This window comes from Flavobacterium anhuiense (assembly GCF_001705175.1).
Taxonomy (GTDB): Bacteria; Bacteroidota; Bacteroidia; order Flavobacteriales; family Flavobacteriaceae; genus Flavobacterium; species Flavobacterium anhuiense.
This window is the reverse complement of record NZ_CP016907.1, coordinates 4573697-4593704: the sequence shown is the minus strand read 5'-3', so window position 1 is coordinate 4593704 and position 20008 is coordinate 4573697. Positions and strand designations below refer to the sequence as shown.

Here is a 20008-nt window from a genome sequence, read left to right as displayed (position 1 = left end):
ACCAATTTGAGTGATTTAAGGGTTTGGTTACCAATGCACTAGTTGGATTCGATAAAGCGTTTTTTAGTAAATTCAGTTTGCTTGTAGATTATCGATGAAGATTGTTTTTGTGATAATTTAATGAAAAAGGAAGGTAGGAATGCCTTCCTTTTTAATATTGCTTATACTAAAAGATTTAACTGATTTTAAATGAAAAGTAAACCAGTTTCTATAAAAGACATTGCCGATCAATTGAATATTTCAATATCAACGGTTTCTTTCGTGCTAAATGGCAAGGCGGAAGAGAAACATATTTCGAAAAAATTGACGCAAAAGGTATTGGAGTACGCAAAATTGATAGGCTATAAGCCAAATCAAATTGCACAGAGCCTTAGAACAGGAAGATCAAAAATTTTAGTCTTCATGGTTGAAGATATTTCAAGCAGTTTTTTTTCAAAGCTCGCTAGGATTTTTGAAGACATGATTTATAAGAAAGGATATAAGGTTATATTTTGCAGTAATGAAAATAATGATCAGAAGTCGAGAGAACTTATAGATTTGTTTAATTTTCGACAGGTTGATGGGTTTATAATTGTTCCTTCTCCAGGTATAAAAGATACGGTTGAAGATCTTATAAATTATAATATTCCAGTTGTTTTGATGGACAGATTTTTTGAAGATTTGCAATGCAATTATGTTGGTATTGATAATGTTAGAGCATCAAATGATGCAGTTTTGCATTTAACTAATAACAGTTTTAAAAATATTGGTTTTATTACAACAACTTCAAACCAGTCTCAAATGAGAGATCGTCTGAATGGCTATGATAAGGCAATTTTTGAATGTGGGCTTAAACCAAACATCCTTCAAATTCCAGAAAATGAAATTGCAGAAGCAAAAGAATATATACGGGATTTTTTTGTTAAAAATACTTATTTGGATTCTGTTTTTTTTTCAACTAATTATCTTGCACAAAGCGGATTGGAAGTTTTTAAAGAAAATGATTATGTTTTATTGAAAAAACTCGGCATTATTTCTTTTGAGGATCATGATATGTTTAGATTGTGCCCAACTTCTATTAGTTGCGTTTCTCTGCCGCTTTCTGAGATTTCTGCCAAGCTGATGGAAGCAATGTTGTCTCTTCTAGAGAATAGGAATGAGGTTAAATCATTTCAAAAAACCATATTAAAAACTGAATTGATTATTCGGGATTCATCTTTATCTAAATGATTTTGGTGGTTCCTTCTAAAAATAAACCTTATGAAAAGATTCTTCTTATTAGCGTGTGTTCTATGTTTTTTTTCAGGCTGTAAATCTGTAAAAAATGATCCGATAAAAAAGGTTCTTAGCAGTAATAATGATGCCATAAAAAAGGTTGCCGATCAACCGAAGCACTTTGAACTCCAAATTATATACACTGCTGTAAAAAGAAAAAACAACGGAAAAGTTATTTTAACAGATTATAAATATAATGTCGACGCTTCAAATTATTATTATCCGGCAAGTACGGTTAAACTTCCGATTGCAGTTTTAGCTTTAGAGAAGCTCAATGGGATGAAAAATGCTGATGCAAATACAGTTTTTGCTGTTGGTGATGGCGAGACGAAATTTTCCTTCGCGGATGATTTGCGTAAAATTTTTGCCGTAAGCTCAAATGAAGCTAGCAATGACTTTTATGAATTTATGGGGCGTGACTATATTAACAGAAAAATGAAGGAAAAGGGGCTGAAACAGGTTCGAATTTCCCATCGTTTATCGGCCGCAAATTCAGGAGCATCCCAAACCAAAAAAATAGCTTTCTATAATAATGGTGAGGAAGTACTCATTCCTAGCGTTAGAGATAGCGCAATCGTACCTTTAAAACTAAATAAAATATTGAAAGGCAAAGGATATTACGAAAACGGTAAATTGATTAATTCTCCTATGGATTTCAGCAGAAAGAATTATCTGTCTTTGGAAACATTGCACGGCACGATGAAAAGAGTTGTTTTCCCAGATAATTTTCCAAGAAAAAAGCGTTTCGATCTGTCGGCAGAAAACAGAGAGCTTCTTTTGTATAATATGCAGAATTTGCCTAGAAATGCAGGATATGATCCTAAAGAATACTATGACGGATATTGCAAGTTTTTTATGTTTGGCGACACGAAAGAAACAATTCCTGACAATATAAAAATATATAATAAAGTAGGAGATGCATATGGCACACTGATAGATTGTGCTTATATAGTAGATGAAATTAATAGAATTGAGTTCATCATCAGCGCAACTTTGCTGGTTAACGAAGATCAGATTTTCAATGACGATAATTATGATTATGATGAAATCGGATTGCCTTTTCTGGCAGAATTAGGAAGGGCTTTTTATAGGCTAAATTTAGAGAAACTTTAGTTTTTTTTACCTTGCGTTATTTTGCATGTTTGGTTTTTTTGATATTTAGGGATTTTCAAATTGAAAATTCATTTTGTTTTGGATAATGTGTCTACAAATTTCATCCTAATTCTCTTTTTTACATTCTATTTAAGATTAAAATATAGTAATTTTCTTTAAAATTGTTCTCTATTAAATTTGCTTCGTAAATATTTTATTAACAATTGTTGAAGTCTTTTCGAAAAGAAAAAGCTTTGTATTTGCTAGAGTAAACACATTATTTTGTGATTAATAGTGAATTATTTTGCGTTTTTAAGTTGAAATTTTAAGCATGTTTGCATGTTTTTGCGTTTTTATTTGTAATATATTTACGGTTATTAACCAAAAAACTGCCAAACTTATGGATCATAAACTACTCAATCTATTCTTTTTAATAGCTATAAACGGCTTTATTTTAGGTCAGGGAATTAATATCCCGCTAGACTGTTCTAATATCGAACCAGAAATAAGTGCAAGCCCCAAAACAGACTTAAGGGGACTTATTTAATCTATAATTTGGACTGGACAAGCAATAGGACTGCAACTCCTGCAGTTCAGCAAGCCGAGCTAATTACAATTGTGGATAAATTGGTTCTTACAGGAATCAATATAGTTTATTTTCAGGTTAGACCGGAATGCTATGCTCTTTATAACTCATCAATAGAGCCTTGGTCGTATTGGCTGACATGAACTCAGTGTGCACCGCGTGCTTAAACTCATATACTATTATTTGTTTGCTTTCATAGTTTGATTTTTAAATAATTCATCGAAAATTTTATGCAATGAAAAAAAAATACACTTTATTACTATTGTTATGCAGCATAATGTTTGTAAAGGCACAAACATTTCAGCAAAAATTGCAAACTGCTGTTACAAACTCATGGTCCGGCAGTGGTCTTCCAGGAGTTTCTGTGGCGGTATCCACTCCCAATTTAGGAATGGTATATGCTTCCGCAGGTATCGGAAATGTATACACGCAATCGCCAATTTTATCGAATACTCAATATAGAATTGCAAGCGCTACCAAAAACTTTACGGCAACATTAATTATGCGATTGCAAGATGCTGGTTATTTTAACATAAATGATAAATTATCTCAACACTTAGCAATTCCCGGTTTACCGAATGGAAGCACAATTACTATTAAACAATTATTGCAACATACTGCTGGTGTAGGGGATTATTTAAATGGAAGCTCGGCTTTTATAAATGCGGCTGTTCCCGACAAAATTTTTACAGATGCCGAAATAGTGGGTTACATTAATAATATGGGAGCATCATTCACTCCCGGTAGTTCTTATGAATATTCTAATGGAGGCTTTTATTTGCTTGGAATGTTGATCGAAAAAAAATTAGGAAAAACATTAGATGTAGCAATTCAGGAATGGATTACTACACCACTTGAATTAACGAATACCTTTATGGATTTTACAAGTACAACGACCAATAAAATTCCAAATTTAGCAGAAGGAACAAGAGCTTACAATTATTCGCCAACATCGGTAAAAGGCGCGGGAGCCATTGTAGCAAATCCTGGCGATTTAGCAAAATATTGTAAAGCGATATTTGGAGGGAATTATTTGACACAAAGTTCTATAAATGCAATGATTTTGCCTTCTGCGCTTAATTCTGCATATGGTTTAGGAACGCGGCTTTATACTTCTTCAAACAATGTAAAATATCATGGTCATACAGGAACAATCCTGGGATATAATTCTTTTATGTATTATATTCCATCACTAAATGTTTCTGTCGGAATTACTACCAATGCGTATGCGAGTCCTTCTTCATTATGGGATAATATTAAAACAGCAGTTTACAATGTTGTTGAGCAAGAATATCTAAGTTATTGTGCAACAAATAATTGTTTTAATGCTAATGTTCCTGTGCCAACAGCACCTACTGCAGGCCAGGTTTACGTGAGCACACCGGTAAATTTTACATGGGATTCTGCAGTTTCAAATGCCGATTACCGCATTCAGGTTTCCAAATCGAATTCGGGATGGAATGATACGGATGGTTTTACATCGGCAACTACCCCAAATAGTACTGTAGTCGTAAATGATGTTGTAAATACGGTAAAAACGTATTCCTGGAATACCACAAGCACAGCAGTTGCCGAATCTCCGGTAGGAGGAACGGTTTACTATTACACAATCAGAAGCTATAGCGCAGCAACGGGCACTTCAAAATATTCGGCTCCCGTAAGTTTTACGCCAAAAAGCGCAGGCTGCACATTGCCGGGCTCAACTTCGATTACGGTTGACAATCTAGCGGCGACTTTGGCAGGGGCTTGGACCTCCACTTCAGCAACTGCGGGTTATATAGGTACGGATTATATTCATGATGGCGATACTGGAAAAGGGACAAAATCGGCGAGTTTCACTCCTTCAATTCCTCAAAGAGGGAAGTATGAGGTATTCATCAACTTTACTGCTGGCACAAACCGCCCTACAAACGTTCCGGTTGATATCATTCATGAAAACGGAACAGCTACAGTTACGGTAAACCAGCAGATCAATAATGGAACTTGGGTTTCACTAGGACGATACAATTTCAGCGCCGGTTCTGCGGGCAAAGCTGTAATCCGCACAGCAGGCACGACAGGAGTGGTCATTGCAGATGCCTTTAAATTCACCTTTATTGACTGCCTGCCTGAAAATACGGCTCCAACAGCCAGTTTTACGCCAACAGCTGCCGCAGTTTGCGAAGGGCAAACGGTAGCCTATACCAGCACTTCTGCAAACGCAACTTCATACAGCTGGTCGTTTCCGGGAGGAACGCCAAGCACAAGCACTGCCGCAAATCCAGTAGTCACTTACAGCACGGCAGGAACTTATGATGCAAGCTTGACTGCTACAAATGCAATAGGCTCTGACACTAAAACAATAACAGGATTGGTGACTGTAAATCCTGCAGCAACTGTCGTAGCTGGATTCACAGCACCTTTGACAGAATTGGCAATTGGAGAGAGCATAACGCTGACAAATACTTCTACAGGGGCAACTGCTTACGCTTGGACTTTCCCTAACGGATCTCCTTCGGCAAGTACAGCTGCAAATCCATCAGTAAGCTTTACAGCTGCAGGTTCGAAGACTGTTACCTTAGTGGCTTCAAACGCCTGCGGAAGCAATGCCTACACCATGACATTTTGCGTGGGGTCAAATACTACAACAGCTTTGGAAACTTTTGAAGCTTCTGCCGGAAGATTCACGCAAGCTCCAACTACTTCAGGCTCTACGGTGGGTATTGCAGCGGCCTCTACCTTGGCAAGAGCGACAGACAGCTTTAAAAATGGAACAGCGAGCCTAAAAGCAGTTTTATATGACAACACTTCTGTTGCCACGGATTGGCTGGTGCGTCTGCTTTCAGGCGGAGGAACCCCTGCAAACAATCAGGCGTTTGTCGGCAATCAGGGCTCTTTCGGCTTTTGGATGAAAACCAGCACCGCAAATGCCGGAGCGACTGTTACGGCTTGGATTGATGATACAGATGGATTGGAAGAGCTGCCTCCGCAAGCCATTATAAACAACGGAGCTTGGAATTATTACGAATGGTTTTTGCCAACTGCGGCAGGAACAACAATCACGACAGGAAACGGAACCGTTAACGGCGCTTCTGTAACTTTAGATGCGATTGTGATCAGACAGGGCAATACGGCCAACACAATGACAGTTTGGATCGATGATATCCAGCACAATTATATTTCTGGATGCTCCGGAACCAGAAAAATGCTGGATATAGCTGATGATGCTGCAGAGGTAAAAACTGGCGATGGATTAGTAGCATATCCGAATCCGACAGACGGAATCTTGAATTTGAGTTTGGAAAACAATACAAAATCTGATGTCCGATTATATAATGCTTCAGGCCAGCAATTGCTGAACACCACTTTTGAAGGGGCTGAACAGCAGCTTGATCTGAATGGCTTTGGAAGAGGGATCTATCTCCTTCAGGTTGTTGCAGATGGCAAGACGATAACCAGAAAGATTATTTTAAATAAATAGTTTTAACTCGATATTTTTTAGCTGCCCAAACCCGTAAAAGAGGTTTGGGCAGTTTTTTTTTACTAAAATTTAAAGTGCATTTTAATTGATTTTGTTGCATTTGAAAATAAAATTTTAAAAATCATTAAAAAATGAATACTAATCTCACTTTGTGCCCCCAATTTATTTTTTAAACACCTTACTATGAATATTATTACAGATATGCCCAGTCTTTAAAGTCAGCTGGACAGACTGATAAGGCAAATGCAATCTTAAATGAATTCAGCATTAAATATAAAAACGACTCAAGGGCAAAACTATATGCTGAAAATACCAGCTATCTCGACCAGATTAAAGCCAATTCTGGCCGTTATAAAATTGAAGATGCTGGAATTAATTCAAAGTATTCAGATTATGGAAGTTTTGTTTGCAATAATAAAATCTATTTTGCATCTGCCAGGGATACAGGAAATTTTTAGCAAGAGAAAACATAAATGGACAGGGGAATATTTTACCAATATCTATAATGCCAGTATTGATGTAGCAACAGGAGCTCCATCAAAAGCGCATAGAATCAAGTCATTGCTAAACAGCCGTTTCCACGAATCGACCATTGTATTTACTAAAGACGGAAAAACGGCATATTTTACTCGAAATAATTTTATCGATGGCAAAAAAGGAAAGGATGACAATAAATTTACGCTCATAAAAATTTATAAAGCCGATTTTGATAATGAAAAATTCAGCAACATTATCGCCCTTCCGTTTACCAGTGACAATTACACTACAGCCCATCCTGCGTTAAGTCCCGACGAGAAAACTTTATACTTTACATCAGATATGCCTGGTACAATCGGACAATCTGATATTTACAAAGTAAGCGTTAAGGGCAACGGCAGCTTTGGAAGTCCTGAAAACCTTGGAGCATCAATTAATACGGAGGGCAAAGAGACCTTTCCATACGTAACTAGCGAAAATGAAATTTATTTTGCTTCAGACGGCCATCCTGGACTTGGAGGTTTAGACGTTTTTGTCGGACAGATTGAAAATAACGGAACCATCAGCAACATCCAGAACCTTGGAAACGATGTAAATTCGCCAAAAGATGATTTTGCGTATAGTATTGATCCGCTTTCCAGACAAGGCTACTTCAGTTCCAATAAAGACGGCGGACAGGGTTCTGATGATATCTATAAATTTACAGAAATACGCCAATTGAAATGCCTGCAGGAACTAAATGGCGTAATAACAGATTCTCAAAGTGGTGTTGTGCTTCCGGGAACCGAACTTACCTTATATGAAAATCAAAAAATTATAAAATCAACCATTTCCAATAGTAGTGGAGAATATACGTTTGCCGTAGAATGCGGAAAAAATTATATGGTGAGAGCTCAAAAGATAGAATACGAAACAAAAGAGGAACTGGTAACCATTGGAAAAGTATCTGGAAAAACCAGTCTTCCCATCGCGCTTGACAAATCAGTTTGCAAGGTTACAGTTGGAGATGATTTAGGGAAATGTTTTGGCATTAAAATGATTTACTTTGATTTGGATAAATATAATATCCGTACTGAAGCTGCGATCGATTTAGAAAAAATATTAGATGTATTAAACCAGCATCCGAATATGAAACTAGACATCCGTTCTCATACAGACAGTAGAGCTTCACACCAATACAATCTGAGATTATCTGATCAAAGAGCAAAAGCTACTTTAAACTGGCTGATCAAAAACGGAGTCGCTCCTAATCGTTTAACAGCAAAAGGATATGGCGAAACAGACCTTATAAATAAATGCGTCGACAATGTTCCGTGTACAGAAGAAGAGCATCAAGCTAATAGACGAAGCGAATTTATAATTACAGGGATCTGATTTTTCTAAGATAAATTTTATATTAGCTTGGCTTAATTAATACTATGATAGTGTCTGTTTTGTGAAGTGCTTCTTTCTGAACCAAAATGCTAAGTTAACTAACGCTATAAGAGCAGGGACTTCTACCAAAGGACCTATAACGCCTGCAAAAGCCTGGCCGCTGTTTATACCAAATACGCCGATTGCCACAGCAATAGCTAGTTCAAAATTATTGCCGGTTGCCGTAAAAGCTATAGAGGTTGTCTTTGAATAGTCAGCTCCAAAATATTTACCGATGAAAAAGCTGACGATAAACATTAAAGTGAAGTAAACCACAAGCGGAATGGCAATACGTACAACATCCATCGGAATCTGAACAATCAGTTCTCCTTTAAGACTGAACATTACAATTATTGTAAAGAGTAGTGAAATAAGTGTAATCGGCGATATAAAAGGCACGTATTTAGTGTTAAACCATTCAGAACCTTTCAAAGCTATCAAAGTATAACGGCTTATGATTCCCAGAGCAAATGGAATACCCAAATAAATGCCCACACTCTCGGCAATCTGAGCAATGCTGATATTCACCTCAAAACCATCATATCCAAAATAGGGAGGGAGAATGGTGATAAAAATGTAAGCATATACACTGTAGAGCAACACTTGAAAAATACTGTTAAGCGCAATAAGCCCTGCTGCATATTCACGGTTTCCGTCTGCCAGATCGTTCCATACCACAACCATTGCAATACAGCGTGCCAAGCCGATAAGAATTACCCCGATCATATATTCGGGATATCCATTTAAAAAGAGCAGGGCTAATAAAAACATCAATACAGGTCCTACAATCCAGTTTAAGAATAAAGAGGCTCCTAAGATTTTTGTGTTTTTGAAAACCTCTCCCATCTGCTCATACTTAACTTTAGCCAAAGGCGGATACATCATCAGGATAAGCCCTATTGCCAATGGAATGTTTGTAGTGCCGCTGGAAAAAGAATTAATGAAGTCTCCGCTTGAAGGAATAAAGTATCCTATTGCCACGCCTATTGCCATAGCAAGGAAAATCCAAAGGGTTAAGAAGCGGTCTAGGACGCCTAGTTTTTTACGTTCGACGGCTGGAGCACATTTATTTGCTGACATTTTATTTTTTTATTTGTGAGAATACGTAAAACATTTCAGTTCCAATCTGAAGGCTGCGCTTCAGATAAGTTTCTTTCTGCTGATGTGTACCGTCAGAAATTTTTGGATCTTCGAAGGTAATCGGGATTCTTTTCTCAGCGCCTGCTATAAACGGGCATCCACCGTCAGCCTGCGAACAGGTCATTATTGCGACAAATCCACTTTCAGGATTGAAATCATCATCATAAGTTTTAGAAAAACCGATAACAGGAAGTTCATTAGCTGAATATTTTATTGAATAGATAGGGTTTGTATCCTCTGAAAGAGTTTTGATCTTAAATCCTAAATCACCTAAAGTTTGGGCCACCATCGGGAATAGGGCAGTAGCTTCGGTTCCTCCTGAATAGCATGAGACATTTTTTATATCGTAATAGGCAGCTGCAGTCTGCGCCCATACCTGTGACAGATGACTTCTTCTTGAATTGTGCGTGCAGATTAGATTTAGTCTGATTCCCAGATTACTGTCTGCTTTAGTCTGAATAAAGTCAATTAGTGGCTGCAGGATCGCTTTGCGTTCTTCGGAGATCTGTTTAAAATCAAATGATTTAACCGTATTCTCAACTTCTGGATATAACATAGTTTTTTGGCTGTAATGGTTTATCAATTATCAATTAAGATATTAACAACATCCTCCGCCTGGAGTACATGAAGAACCGTTGTCAATATTTAACTGTGATAATTTCACTTTAGGTTTATCTGACGGAGTACCGCACTGTTCCTGAGCTAGACAGGCTGTCTTTTTATTGAGTAAAGTGAAGTTTCTGCCGTTAAAATCCAAATCATATTTGCCAATAGTAGTATTCTGGTATTCAACTTCAATTTCATGATCTTCAATTCCTAGTACTTTTTCTGAAAGCTCAATGATGTGGATCAGCTTCTGCGGTTTAAGCCTGTGTTCGTAATCGTTAGCATCCCAAAGCTGAAAGTTCACAACAGTTTCCTTTCTCACTGTTCCACCACAGTCGATGAAGTTTTTGGTAACCAATCCTACTTCAGTTACGTGAAAATATTCTGGTACAAATGTCCCGTCAGGCAGCTCAAAATTTACTGCTTCCACAGTTTTAAGCACTTCTTTAATTTCTGAAAGTTTCATAATTTTTTATATTTAGTTAAACTATATTTTTTATTAAATAATAACAGCGCTTCTTCTTTCAAGAAGAATAGTATCTCTCCATATGCCATTTTGTTTTCCGATTTTCTCCCTTGTTCCAAGTATCTTGAAGCCTGCTTTTTCATGGATACTAAGACTTGCTGCATTTTCAGGAAATATTCCTGCCTGGAGGGTCCAGATTCCTTCTGCTTCACTCTGTCGTACAAGTTCATTTAAAAGGTTAAGCCCGATTCCTTTTCCTGAATGTGCAGGATCAACATATACACTTACTTCTGCAACACCTGCATAAACACAGCGAGAGGAAACAGGGGTAAGGGCAGCCCATCCAATTACTTTACTATCTTCCTGCATTGCAATTCTACAAGATGCGAGATGTGACTGGTCCCAGTCTTCCCATGATGGAGCGCTAGTTTGAAACGTGGCATTACCAGTATCAATCCCTTTTTGGTAGATTAACTTAACCTGATCCCAGTCTTCGGCTAAAAGTTTTCTTATTTCCATATCTTTTAAATTAACAGCATTCGTTTTTCTTTTTAGCAAGGTGATCTGAAATATGCTCAAAGAAACCTTTTAACTTTTCAAGTCCAGGTTCATTGATACAGTAGCAGATAGAATTTCCTTCAATACTTCCTTTAATCAAACTTGCATTTTTCAATTCTTTCAAATGTTGTGAAACTGTGGGCTGTGAAAGAGGAAGTTCGTTTACGATATCCCCGCAGATGCATGCATCCACTTTTAATAAATATTCCATAATAGCAATACGCGCAGGATGGCCTAGCGCTTTGGCTAAAACAGCCAGCTCGTTCTGGCTTTCAGTAAAATAATCTGTTTTTGTTGCTCCCATTGTATTATATTTATATTGCAATATTACGATATAAAATTTAATAGACAATTGTTTTATGCTTAAATTTTTAATTCGTTAGTTTTTGGAGACTAACTTTTTTTAGGAAAGTCTATAAAATATTATTAAGGTAAACAGTCCAATCCTAGTATTTATGCGACATGTCTGTGGTTTGAATCCTAAATAGTTAACTTTACCAGGTCCGCAAATTACTGATGTCTGTGTAAAAGTGATAAACAATACTAAAACGCAAAAAAAACGCTAAAACTAATGTTTTAACGTTTTTTAAGTGACAGCAACAAGACAAATTCTATAAAATTTATGGATGATTTCAAGATATTAGTTTCCTATATGTTATATCTGATTCCAATGGCGATGTAAGTTTGTTTTAGATGTCCTGCTGGGGATTGATGCGAAGTCGATTCTAATTTTAATTTGATGTAAGGGCTTCAAGCATTTGTGATTTTTACCCGACCGTTCGGAAAATATTCCGTATCCGTTCCTAATATTAATAAAACTGGTTTTTAAATATGTTATTGTAAAATTTACGGTGCGTGTCATAATCCGACGATCGAGTCATTTAATGATTTCTAATAAATTATTTTAGAGCATAATTTATATAGCCACCATCTGCTAACAGCTCCGTTCCAGTAATAAAACTTGCATTATCTGAAGCAAGAAATAATACTGTTTTTGCAATTTCTGCTGGATCGCCTAATCTCTGCATTGCAGTAGCGTTCGACAGAAATTTTTTAGCGTCTTCTGGTACAGCTTTATGAAGTCCTGGCGTAGAAACTGGTCCTGGACTCACAATATTGACACGGATTTTTCTTCCTGCTAATTCGTTTGCAGCGATTTGAGCAATTTTATTTAATGCCCCTTTTGTAGCCGAATAGATGCTGCTTCCTAAATTTGCAGCTGTTGCAACAGTTGAAGATGTAAAAATTACCGACGAACCTTCTGCCAGGTAAGGAAGCATTTTCTGAAGCGTAAAGAAATGGCCTTTGACATTGGTGTTAAACTGCGCATCAAAATCAGCCTCTGTTACTTCTTCTATTGAACTAAAGGTTGCTATTCCGGCATTTAAAAAAAGAGTATCCAATTTATTTCCGCTTTCTGCAAAAGCTTTTTCCAGTAGCGATAGATCAGATAAATTTGCAGTGTCAGCAACGATTGTTTTTAAATTAAGACTGTTAATTTCTTTACTTGCATTCTCAAGATTTTCCCTGTTTCTTCCAGTGATCCAGACGTTAGCGCCTGATTTTATGAATTCTTTTGCTGTTGCTAATCCAATTCCTGTAGTTCCTCCTGTTATAAGAACATTTTTATTCGTGAAATTCATTTTTTTATATTTTAAATTTATATGAGCAAAGTTAATTCAGTTGAGTTTATTTTTGTTACTTTGTAACCAAAAGTAACAGTAACGTTTGAGAAACAAAGTAACTTATGAGTAACGAATGTCAGGTTGAGCACAAAAAAGAGATAATGGCTGTCCATGATACAATGGATATATTGAATGGAAAATGGAAAATTTCTATAATTTCATCGATCTGTTATCATAATAAGAGAAGATTTACCGATATTTTAAATGATGTAAATGGTATTTCTAATAAAATGTTAAGTAAGGAATTGAGGGATTTGGAAATAAATAAATTGATTAAACGCACAGTTCTAGATACTCAGCCTGTTACAATTCATTATCAGCTGACTGAGTATGGATTAACACTGAAAACGATAATAAATGATCTTGCAGAATGGGGAATAAAACACCGAAAAGTCATTATTGATGGTTAACAGGTATATTATTTTTTATAAAGGGATTTGACTTAATGACTATTTCTATATCAATGAAAGAACTGGAGAACTTCGTGAAGGAAAAATTATCTTAGGAGTTATCGGGTAAATATAGTCAGGGGCTATTAATTTATTGTTATGGTGCTTCATAGTAGTCAATAGATCAAAATAAAACAAATGGAGATCTGTTATAATCTATATAGGAAAGCAAAAAAAAAATCCCATTTTGAGAGAAATGGGATTTAAATTTGTGACCTCGACAGGACAAATTACAACATCATTTTATGAATGATTTAAAGAAATTAGCTTATTTTCAAGTGAATTTGTAAGATAATTATTTTAATTTTTTATTTAGAAGCGGTTTGTATGTCCTGTAGAGGTTAAAAGTTAAAAAGTGTTAAAACAGAGGGGTGCTTAAATTTATTTAAGTTGTAATATTTTATAAATTCTTGAAAAAGAAAATTTAGTATTGACTAAAGAAAACAAGTTGGTTTTTAGTAAAATTATGCAATAAATCGAAGATCATTCAGATTAAAATTTGGTAAGGATATTAGAATTTCCATTAAGGTTCAAAATTGACTTATTTTTTGGTTTTATACTTGGAAAATTTGTGGATAACGGAAAAATCTCGCATCTTTAATCTCAAAACTCGTTTAGCGACAGAATGTTAGAAGTAATTTGAATCAACAACATATTAAATTTAATCATTGAAAAAACATGAAAATTTTTAGCTATTTGATTTTGTTAATTTTCACCGTAAATATAACTAACGCTCAAAATCCAGTTTCTTATCCTAAAGACACTGCTATTTCAAAACCGGAATTAAATTTTGAAGTGTTATGGCATACTTTCGAAGACAACTATGCCTTCTTTAAGTTAAGGAATATTGACTGGCATGCCACCTATAAAAAATATAGACCACTGATAAACGCCAATACTTCTGATGATTCTTTATATACGGTTTTTTCTCAGATGCTGGCTCCTTTTAATGATAATCATATCAATGTTATCGTTCCGGGAATAAAGCAATTCAAATCCGTAAAACCTTCCCAGTTCGTAAAAGAGTTCCCAACGGATAGTATACGTAATAAGTTTTGGCAAATGGTAAATTCTTCCTTATCGCAAAAACATTTTACAGCGCTGCAATATGCAGGTCCTGAATTTAATAATGTACATCTGTTTGCTTATTCGACTTCAAATGGTATTGGATATTTGCGTTTCAACAGATGCTTCGTTGATCAAGATTCCGATAATGTGCCTGATGCAGTAGTTGCAGGTAAACTATTAGATACACTGTTTGCAAGTTTTAAAGATGTAAAATCAATTATTGTAGATACGAGAGATAATATTGGTGGTAATGATGAATTTGCTTATGAAGTTGCTGGCAGATTTACAACTAGTAAAGTAATTGGGATGCATAAAAAAACAAGAATAAGAAAGGGAGGATATGAAGATTTTGGTCAACTTGAAACATGGTACACTGAGCCTAAAGGTGTTTTTCAATTTACAAAACCTGTAGTAGTCTTAACGAATGATAAAACAGTAAGCGCTGGAGATTTATTTGCTTCGATAATGAGAGAATTGCCCAATGTAAAAATTGTTGGATCAAACACACGTGGCATTTACTCAAATATGTATGGCTTTACACTTCCAAATGGTTGGCTTATTTCACTCTCTAATGAGCGTTACTACGACAACAAAATGATTTGTTATGAAGGAATCGGCGCACCTGTTGACATTCATGTTCTAAATACCCAAAATGATTTGCTAAACATGAATGACCCTGTATTAGATGTGGCTATCAAAGAACTATTAAAACCGTGATAAATCAATTTTTAACCGCAATTGAACAATAATATTTAATATAAAAAAAATTACGATAAACCAAAAGAGAGAGAAAACTATATTCTTAACAAGATTTCGAACCATCGTTCAGCTTCGATTAATTCTCTGATAGCGCCACTTTAAGACTGTTTATTTCAAACAGACTAAGAATTTCTTGTGAAAAAATTGAACCACAAATATTATACTGTGAAGGCTTGAAAAATCTATATGTTTGGGCATAAAAAAAGAGACAACTATTTACTAGTTGTCTCCTTAAGTGACGGGGACAGGACAAATTTCAACATCATTTTTGGATGATTTGAAGAGATTGGCTTTCTATATGTAATGTCTGTCTTTCATTGGCGTTAAAAAATTGGTTCGGATGTCCTGAGTAGGATTGATGCAAAAATTGTAAAAACTCAATTGATCCATCGCATTAAACTGATATATAAATTTACAAAATTTATGCAGGATTTTAAAAGATTGTTTAAGTTAAGGCAGGATTGTCTTTCTTTGGCTGTATGAATTATTTGATTGTTGTTCCACTGGAGCATTTCTATCCTAATTGGTGCTTTTAAATGAGTTTTTCGTAAAAGCAATAAGCCCGAAACAAATCGGGCTTATTGTCTTCAAATTTAATTATAATTCTAAACTTTTGGATGCATCGTAATTAAACTAGTTTTTTGCAAGTTATGCAAGACTTTCTCCTATTCGGAGATGGGTACTGAGAACAACCCTGTTCCAAAGATTGATTGTTATGACGGCCGTTATTATATCTGCTATCTGGCTTTCACTGAAATACTGTAAGGCCTTTGTATAGGTTTCATCCGTTAATCCGTTCTCATGAATTAATGTTATCTCTTCAGTTACCGCGAGCACCACTTTTTCCTCTTCTGTAAAAATGTCCCCAGCTTCTCTCCAAGCACTCAAGAGAAAAATGCGCTGGTTTGACTCGCCGTTTTTAACGGCGTCCTGAGTGTGGATGTTGATGCAGTAGGCACAGCCGTTGATCTGCGAGGCACGTATCTTTATGAGTTCTTTGGCTGTCTTGGATATGGAAATTTTTGAAAGGTAGCTTTCAAGTCCTATCATCGCTTTTAGTGCATCCGGAGCGGCCTGCTTAATGTTAAGTCGTTTTTGCATTGTATTATTCTTTTAAAATTGTTCAATGCAAAATTCAATAATAGGGAAAGGAAAAAACTTAAACTGGTTTAAGAAAGAAGCCTTTTGCGTATTTCGCTCAAGTATTCGGGCGTGAATCCTAGATAGGAAGCGATGAGGTATTGGGGAACACGCTGGATGAATTCGGGGTGGTTTCTGACTGCCTGGAAATAAAACTCTTCCTTAGAGAACGAGAAAAGAAATTTGATGCGTTTCTGTGCGGCTGCATAAGCCCTCTGGTAGACAAAACGGAAATAGCGCTCCATTACCGGAAACTCTTCCAGCAGCTTCTGCTGCTTCTCCAAAGTGATGTAAAGCAATGTTGATTTCTCTACTGCCTGAATATAAAATTCTGTCGCGAGCTGGTTCTCGTAGGCAAAGTTATCGGTAAGCCACCATGTTTCTATGGCAAATTCCGTGGTTTGTTCGGTACCTTTCTCGTTAATATAAAACTTTCTAAGCAGGCCGTCCAAAACAAAATAATGATGACGGCAGATCTGTCCCTCCTTTAGCAGGTTCTCTTTTTTACACGTTTGTTTTATGTCGAAGAATTTTTTGATTTGCTCAAAGTCATTGTCTGATACCTGTGCAAATTTGGCTATATGGTTTTTGAGTATATTGGACATCTGGAGTAAATGACATATTGGTTTTGACTGTTCGGCCAGCTTTTTTAATCGGAATGGCATCGCTGGCAGGCTCTTAAGCAAATATAGCAATAATATACTTAAATACGTTTTGAAATCAGATTTCATTATTTGTCATTAAATAGTAATTGAAAGCAATTTGGAGATTATATAGAGTCAATTTCTATAATATTCTGGGGGTTCGAATCCTGTTAAGTTATCGAATGATAAATTAACTATTTGTATTATTTTTCATCTAAATATACACGCTGAAGCAATTTTTCTATTATTTTAGAGAAAGAAAATAAAAGCAAAAATGACTCAAAGCCACCGTATTTATTAGTGTAAATGAAAAAATGGCGCCAATTGTCTTCAATTGGCGCCATTTGGCTTTGTGACCTCGACAGGACAAATTACAACATCATTTTTGGATGATTTGAAGAGATTGGCTTACTATATTTAGGGTCTGTCTTCCATTGGCTTTGTAAATTTGGTTTAGATGTCCTGTTGGGGATTGATACAAAAATTATAAAAACTCAATTGTCTTATGGCAGTACACTAATATACAATTCTGCAATATTTTATGATTTACCAATTATTGCAGTCAGAGAAAGTGTCCTTGTATACTTTCTGACACTGCTACAAACTATTATTCGTGAATTATCATCTCTTGTTCTCAATTAGTCCGCCCGCATAGTGATAAAATTGATTTGTGCAAGTAGCACTTGCACAAATTATCTCGAATCATCATATTAGGTTACTTACTAAAGCATTATTTTAAAGAAAGCAAGAATGGTTTAAAGTCCTCAATTTTAGTGAGAGTAGAAAAAAATGGCGCCAATTATCTTCAATTGGCGCCATCTGGCAGTGTGACCTCTATGATATAAATTCACACAAATTTCATTCAGAATTTAAAGAAATTAGCTTATTCTAATGGCACTACAGGCCAGTGTCATAATCACTCCAGAAGGCGGTGCCTTCCGGTTCTGCCATTTTCATTTCTTCGCTGCGCATCTGGCTCATCTGCTGGTTCACTTTATCCATCTGCTCCAGTTCAGCATTGTAGGTGTCCTCATTGTCGGTCAGACCTTGGGTCTCTTTGACATACGTCTGCGGATCTGGGATATACTGCCATTCTTTGGACATATCGGGCATCTCGCCTGTGTTCCAAGGGGCCTGAACGCTTTTTTCAGGTGAAAAATTAAAATACTGTTGGGTAAAGCGTGGATCAGCCTGAAGCACTCCAGGAGGGAAATTAGGCTGGATCGAATCGAGTGCGGCTTCAAACATTTTGTAATGCGCCACCTCACGGGTCATCAAGAAAGACAGCGTCTCTTTGACATAAGGGTCGGTGGTGAATTTCATCAGATGCTCGTATACGAGCTTTGCGCGCGATTCAGATGCGAGATTGCTCCTCAAATCCACCGTAAGATCGCCGTTGGAGTGGATGTAAGAGGCGCACCACGGAATGCCTTGGCTGTTTTTAAGTGCTGGACCGCCTCCGGCAATGATCGGAAATTGCGGATTTGCAGTAAGCGCAGCATGGATGATGGTTTCCTTTGCGGCCTTCCCGTCAAGCACCTGCATGATTTCTGAGGAGTCGGCGGCATCCTTCAGCTCTCCGTTTACGCCCTTCAGGAGCATTTGGATAGTTGCCCCCACGATTTCAAGATGTGAAAATTCTTCTGTGGCGATATCCATCAGCATGTCATATTTGTCAGGATGCGGCTGCTTGGCATTAAAAGCCTGCGTAAAATACTGCATTGCGGCGGCCAATTCGCCATTCTCGCCGCCAAACTGCTCAAGCAGAATGTTGGCGAATGCCGGGTCGGGTTTCGATACCCTCGCATTGAATTGTAAGTCTTTAGAATGATGGAACATAATTTTGATTTTAGAAATTGATAATTTTATGGAATTAAAATCCAGCCGGCGCTTTACGGATAATCCATAAGAGATTGGATATTATGCACAGTGCCTTGCGCTGGGGTCTTACCTCTACATGACGCCTTTGCTATTCATGGCGAAGTAGTGCTGGTCAACTGGTATCCTGACGCTGATTTGAAGCGGGCGAAAGATACATCTCTGAGAGAAGCCGAAACTATTGGTCTGACTTCAATCCATTTTAGTTTTCAGCAAATGACGCCAAATGATGCAAGTGCTTTTTATACAATTATCGCCTTTTATTACATTTTTACATCTTCGACTTAGTACTATTAGGAAAATATTTAATTATCGGAAATGAGTTAGTTAGTTAGTTAGTTAGTTAGTTAGTTAGTTAGTTAGTTAGTTAGTTAGTTAGTTAGTTAGTTAGTTAGTTAGTTAGTTAGTTAGTTAGTTAGTTAGTTAGTTAGTTAGTTAGTTAGTTAGTTAGTTAGTTAGTTAGTTAGGATTGTCTTCTTTTTCTCAGGCTTCTTTATTTCTGGTTTTCGCGGGTGGGGAGTAGACCATTTTTTTCGCTTCAGTCTAGCAAGAATTACAATTGAAAAAAATGAGAGCGAGAAATTCAAATAATTTTGAAATATTGAGCCATTATAGAATGAGATTTCATTTTCTGAAATTGAATACATCTAAAAAAATAAGATATTATTAACTCATATTTTCGCTTCATTCTTGGTGTTGGAATCCTGTTAACTTATCGAATTATAAATTAACTATCTGTGCTGTTTTTTATATAAATATATACACTGAAGCAATTTTGCTATTATTTTAAAGAAAGAAAATAAAATCAAAAATGATTAAAATTCAGCCGTGTTTACTAGCATAAATAAAAAATGGCGCCAATTGTCTTCAATTGGCGCCATTTGGCTGTGGTGACGGGGACAGGACAAATTACAACATCATTTTTGGATGATTTGAAGAGATTGGCTCTCTATATGTAGTGTCTGTCTTCCATTGGCTTTGTAAATTTGGCTTGGATGCCCTGTTGGGGATTGATGCAAAAATTGTAAAAACTCAATAGATTCATCGCATTAAACTGATACATAAATGTACAAAATTTAATGAGGATTTTAAAAGAATGTTTAAGTTAAGGCAGAATTGTCTTTCTTTGGCTCTATGAATTACTTTATGCGATTTTAGGTTTTGTGGCACAAAACTAATCCCTTTCCACGAAGAGCAGGGTATTATATTATCAACAGCCATGGATGCCCTATGGTAAATTCATGCTGCAGGCCTTCCCATTGCATTATAGGCATAATAGCTATTTACTCAAAAGATAAGGCGCTGATTAAAAAAGGAGATCAGCTCTTCAGCC

15 protein-coding genes and 2 pseudogenes are annotated in these 20008 nt (G+C 36.3%); 8 read left to right on the top strand and 9 right to left on the bottom strand.

The annotated features are described in order from the left end of the window. Positions 1–189: 189 nt before the first annotated feature. From BB050_RS22115 to BB050_RS19350, 6 genes and pseudogenes are all read left to right on the top strand, one after another. Positions 190–294 (top strand): annotated as a pseudogene (locus tag BB050_RS22115) (LacI family DNA-binding transcriptional regulator); the annotation flags it as partial. A 108-nt stretch (positions 295–402) separates the two neighbouring features. Then, on the top strand, positions 403–1209 hold the full coding sequence (locus tag BB050_RS19370) for a substrate-binding domain-containing protein (RefSeq protein WP_236940446.1): 807 nt from the start codon (positions 403–405) through the stop codon (positions 1207–1209). Between the two features lie 30 nt (positions 1210–1239). After that, a complete protein-coding gene (locus BB050_RS19365) occupies positions 1240–2367 on the top strand; it encodes a serine hydrolase (RefSeq protein ID WP_066034751.1) in 1128 nt (375 codons plus the stop codon). A gap of 534 nt (positions 2368–2901) precedes the next feature. Further along, a complete protein-coding gene (locus tag BB050_RS21925; protein WP_164085597.1) occupies positions 2902–3075 on the top strand; it encodes a hypothetical protein in 174 nt (57 codons plus the stop codon). 92 nt (positions 3076–3167) lie between these two features. Further along, on the top strand, positions 3168–6392 hold the full coding sequence (locus BB050_RS19355) for a serine hydrolase (protein WP_083219878.1): 3225 nt from the start codon (positions 3168–3170) through the stop codon (positions 6390–6392). Between the two features lie 185 nt (positions 6393–6577). Further along, positions 6578–8243, top strand: a pseudogene (locus BB050_RS19350) (OmpA family protein); the annotation flags it as partial. Between the two features lie 42 nt (positions 8244–8285). Here the strand turns inward: BB050_RS19350 and arsB are convergent. The 6 genes from arsB to BB050_RS19320 all read right to left on the bottom strand — a co-directional run bounded on the left by arsB (position 8286) and on the right by BB050_RS19320 (position 12695). Next, positions 8286–9362: an ACR3 family arsenite efflux transporter gene (arsB, locus tag BB050_RS19345; RefSeq protein ID WP_066034748.1), complete on the bottom strand. Its 1077-nt coding sequence runs from the start codon at positions 9360–9362 to the stop codon at positions 8286–8288. A gap of 1 nt (position 9363) precedes the next feature. Then, complete coding sequence (locus BB050_RS19340) at positions 9364–9978, bottom strand: arsenate-mycothiol transferase ArsC (RefSeq protein ID WP_066034747.1); 615 nt, start codon at positions 9976–9978, stop codon at positions 9364–9366. A 42-nt stretch (positions 9979–10020) separates the two neighbouring features. Then, on the bottom strand, positions 10021–10494 hold the full coding sequence (locus tag BB050_RS19335) for a DUF6428 family protein (protein ID WP_066034746.1): 474 nt from the start codon (positions 10492–10494) through the stop codon (positions 10021–10023). Between the two features lie 33 nt (positions 10495–10527). Then, positions 10528–11013 carry a GNAT family N-acetyltransferase gene (locus BB050_RS19330; RefSeq protein ID WP_066035232.1) on the bottom strand — a complete coding sequence of 162 codons (486 nt, stop codon included), beginning with the start codon at positions 11011–11013 and terminating at the stop codon, positions 10528–10530. 10 nt (positions 11014–11023) lie between these two features. Continuing rightward, positions 11024–11356 carry an ArsR/SmtB family transcription factor gene (locus BB050_RS19325; protein WP_066034745.1) on the bottom strand — a complete coding sequence of 111 codons (333 nt, stop codon included), beginning with the start codon at positions 11354–11356 and terminating at the stop codon, positions 11024–11026. A gap of 595 nt (positions 11357–11951) precedes the next feature. Continuing rightward, complete coding sequence (locus BB050_RS19320; RefSeq protein WP_066034744.1) at positions 11952–12695, bottom strand: SDR family oxidoreductase; 744 nt, start codon at positions 12693–12695, stop codon at positions 11952–11954. Between the two features lie 104 nt (positions 12696–12799). On the opposite strand from BB050_RS19320, the gene BB050_RS19315 reads away from it, so the two are divergent. Next, on the top strand, positions 12800–13147 hold the full coding sequence (locus BB050_RS19315; protein WP_066034743.1) for a winged helix-turn-helix transcriptional regulator: 348 nt from the start codon (positions 12800–12802) through the stop codon (positions 13145–13147). A gap of 717 nt (positions 13148–13864) precedes the next feature. Beyond that, positions 13865–14971 carry a S41 family peptidase gene (locus BB050_RS19310; RefSeq protein WP_066034742.1) on the top strand — a complete coding sequence of 369 codons (1107 nt, stop codon included), beginning with the start codon at positions 13865–13867 and terminating at the stop codon, positions 14969–14971. A gap of 690 nt (positions 14972–15661) precedes the next feature. Here the strand turns inward: BB050_RS19310 and BB050_RS19305 are convergent. The 3 genes from BB050_RS19305 to BB050_RS19295 all read right to left on the bottom strand — a co-directional run bounded on the left by BB050_RS19305 (position 15662) and on the right by BB050_RS19295 (position 18636). Further along, on the bottom strand, positions 15662–16114 hold the full coding sequence (locus tag BB050_RS19305; protein ID WP_066034741.1) for a carboxymuconolactone decarboxylase family protein: 453 nt from the start codon (positions 16112–16114) through the stop codon (positions 15662–15664). Between the two features lie 68 nt (positions 16115–16182). Beyond that, positions 16183–16758, bottom strand: a complete 576-nt coding sequence (locus BB050_RS19300; RefSeq protein ID WP_026729722.1) for a Crp/Fnr family transcriptional regulator — start codon at positions 16756–16758, stop codon at positions 16183–16185. A gap of 936 nt (positions 16759–17694) precedes the next feature. Next, positions 17695–18636: a manganese catalase family protein gene (locus BB050_RS19295; RefSeq protein WP_066034740.1), complete on the bottom strand. Its 942-nt coding sequence runs from the start codon at positions 18634–18636 to the stop codon at positions 17695–17697. Between the last annotated feature and the right edge of the window lie 1372 nt (positions 18637–20008).

What these genes read in the sequence shown, in the direction of transcription:
- BB050_RS19370 (WP_236940446.1), top strand. Translation starts at nt 403, where the DNA reads ATGGTTGAAGATATTTCAAGCAGTTTTTTTTCAAAGCTCGCTAGGATT.
- BB050_RS19365 (WP_066034751.1), top strand. Translation starts at nt 1,240, where the DNA reads ATGAAAAGATTCTTCTTATTAGCGTGTGTTCTATGTTTTTTTTCAGGC.
- BB050_RS19355 (WP_083219878.1), top strand. Translation starts at nt 3,168, where the DNA reads ATGAAAAAAAAATACACTTTATTACTATTGTTATGCAGCATAATGTTT.
- arsB (WP_066034748.1), bottom strand. Translation starts at nt 9,362, where the DNA reads ATGTCAGCAAATAAATGTGCTCCAGCCGTCGAACGTAAAAAACTAGGC.
- BB050_RS19340 (WP_066034747.1), bottom strand. Translation starts at nt 9,978, where the DNA reads ATGTTATATCCAGAAGTTGAGAATACGGTTAAATCATTTGATTTTAAA.
- BB050_RS19335 (WP_066034746.1), bottom strand. Translation starts at nt 10,494, where the DNA reads ATGAAACTTTCAGAAATTAAAGAAGTGCTTAAAACTGTGGAAGCAGTA.
- BB050_RS19330 (WP_066035232.1), bottom strand. Translation starts at nt 11,013, where the DNA reads ATGGAAATAAGAAAACTTTTAGCCGAAGACTGGGATCAGGTTAAGTTA.
- BB050_RS19325 (WP_066034745.1), bottom strand. Translation starts at nt 11,356, where the DNA reads ATGGGAGCAACAAAAACAGATTATTTTACTGAAAGCCAGAACGAGCTG.
- BB050_RS19320 (WP_066034744.1), bottom strand. Translation starts at nt 12,695, where the DNA reads ATGAATTTCACGAATAAAAATGTTCTTATAACAGGAGGAACTACAGGA.
- BB050_RS19315 (WP_066034743.1), top strand. Translation starts at nt 12,800, where the DNA reads ATGAGTAACGAATGTCAGGTTGAGCACAAAAAAGAGATAATGGCTGTC.
- BB050_RS19310 (WP_066034742.1), top strand. Translation starts at nt 13,865, where the DNA reads ATGAAAATTTTTAGCTATTTGATTTTGTTAATTTTCACCGTAAATATA.
- BB050_RS19305 (WP_066034741.1), bottom strand. Translation starts at nt 16,114, where the DNA reads ATGCAAAAACGACTTAACATTAAGCAGGCCGCTCCGGATGCACTAAAA.
- BB050_RS19300 (WP_026729722.1), bottom strand. Translation starts at nt 16,758, where the DNA reads ATGTCCAATATACTCAAAAACCATATAGCCAAATTTGCACAGGTATCA.
- BB050_RS19295 (WP_066034740.1), bottom strand. Translation starts at nt 18,636, where the DNA reads ATGTTCCATCATTCTAAAGACTTACAATTCAATGCGAGGGTATCGAAA.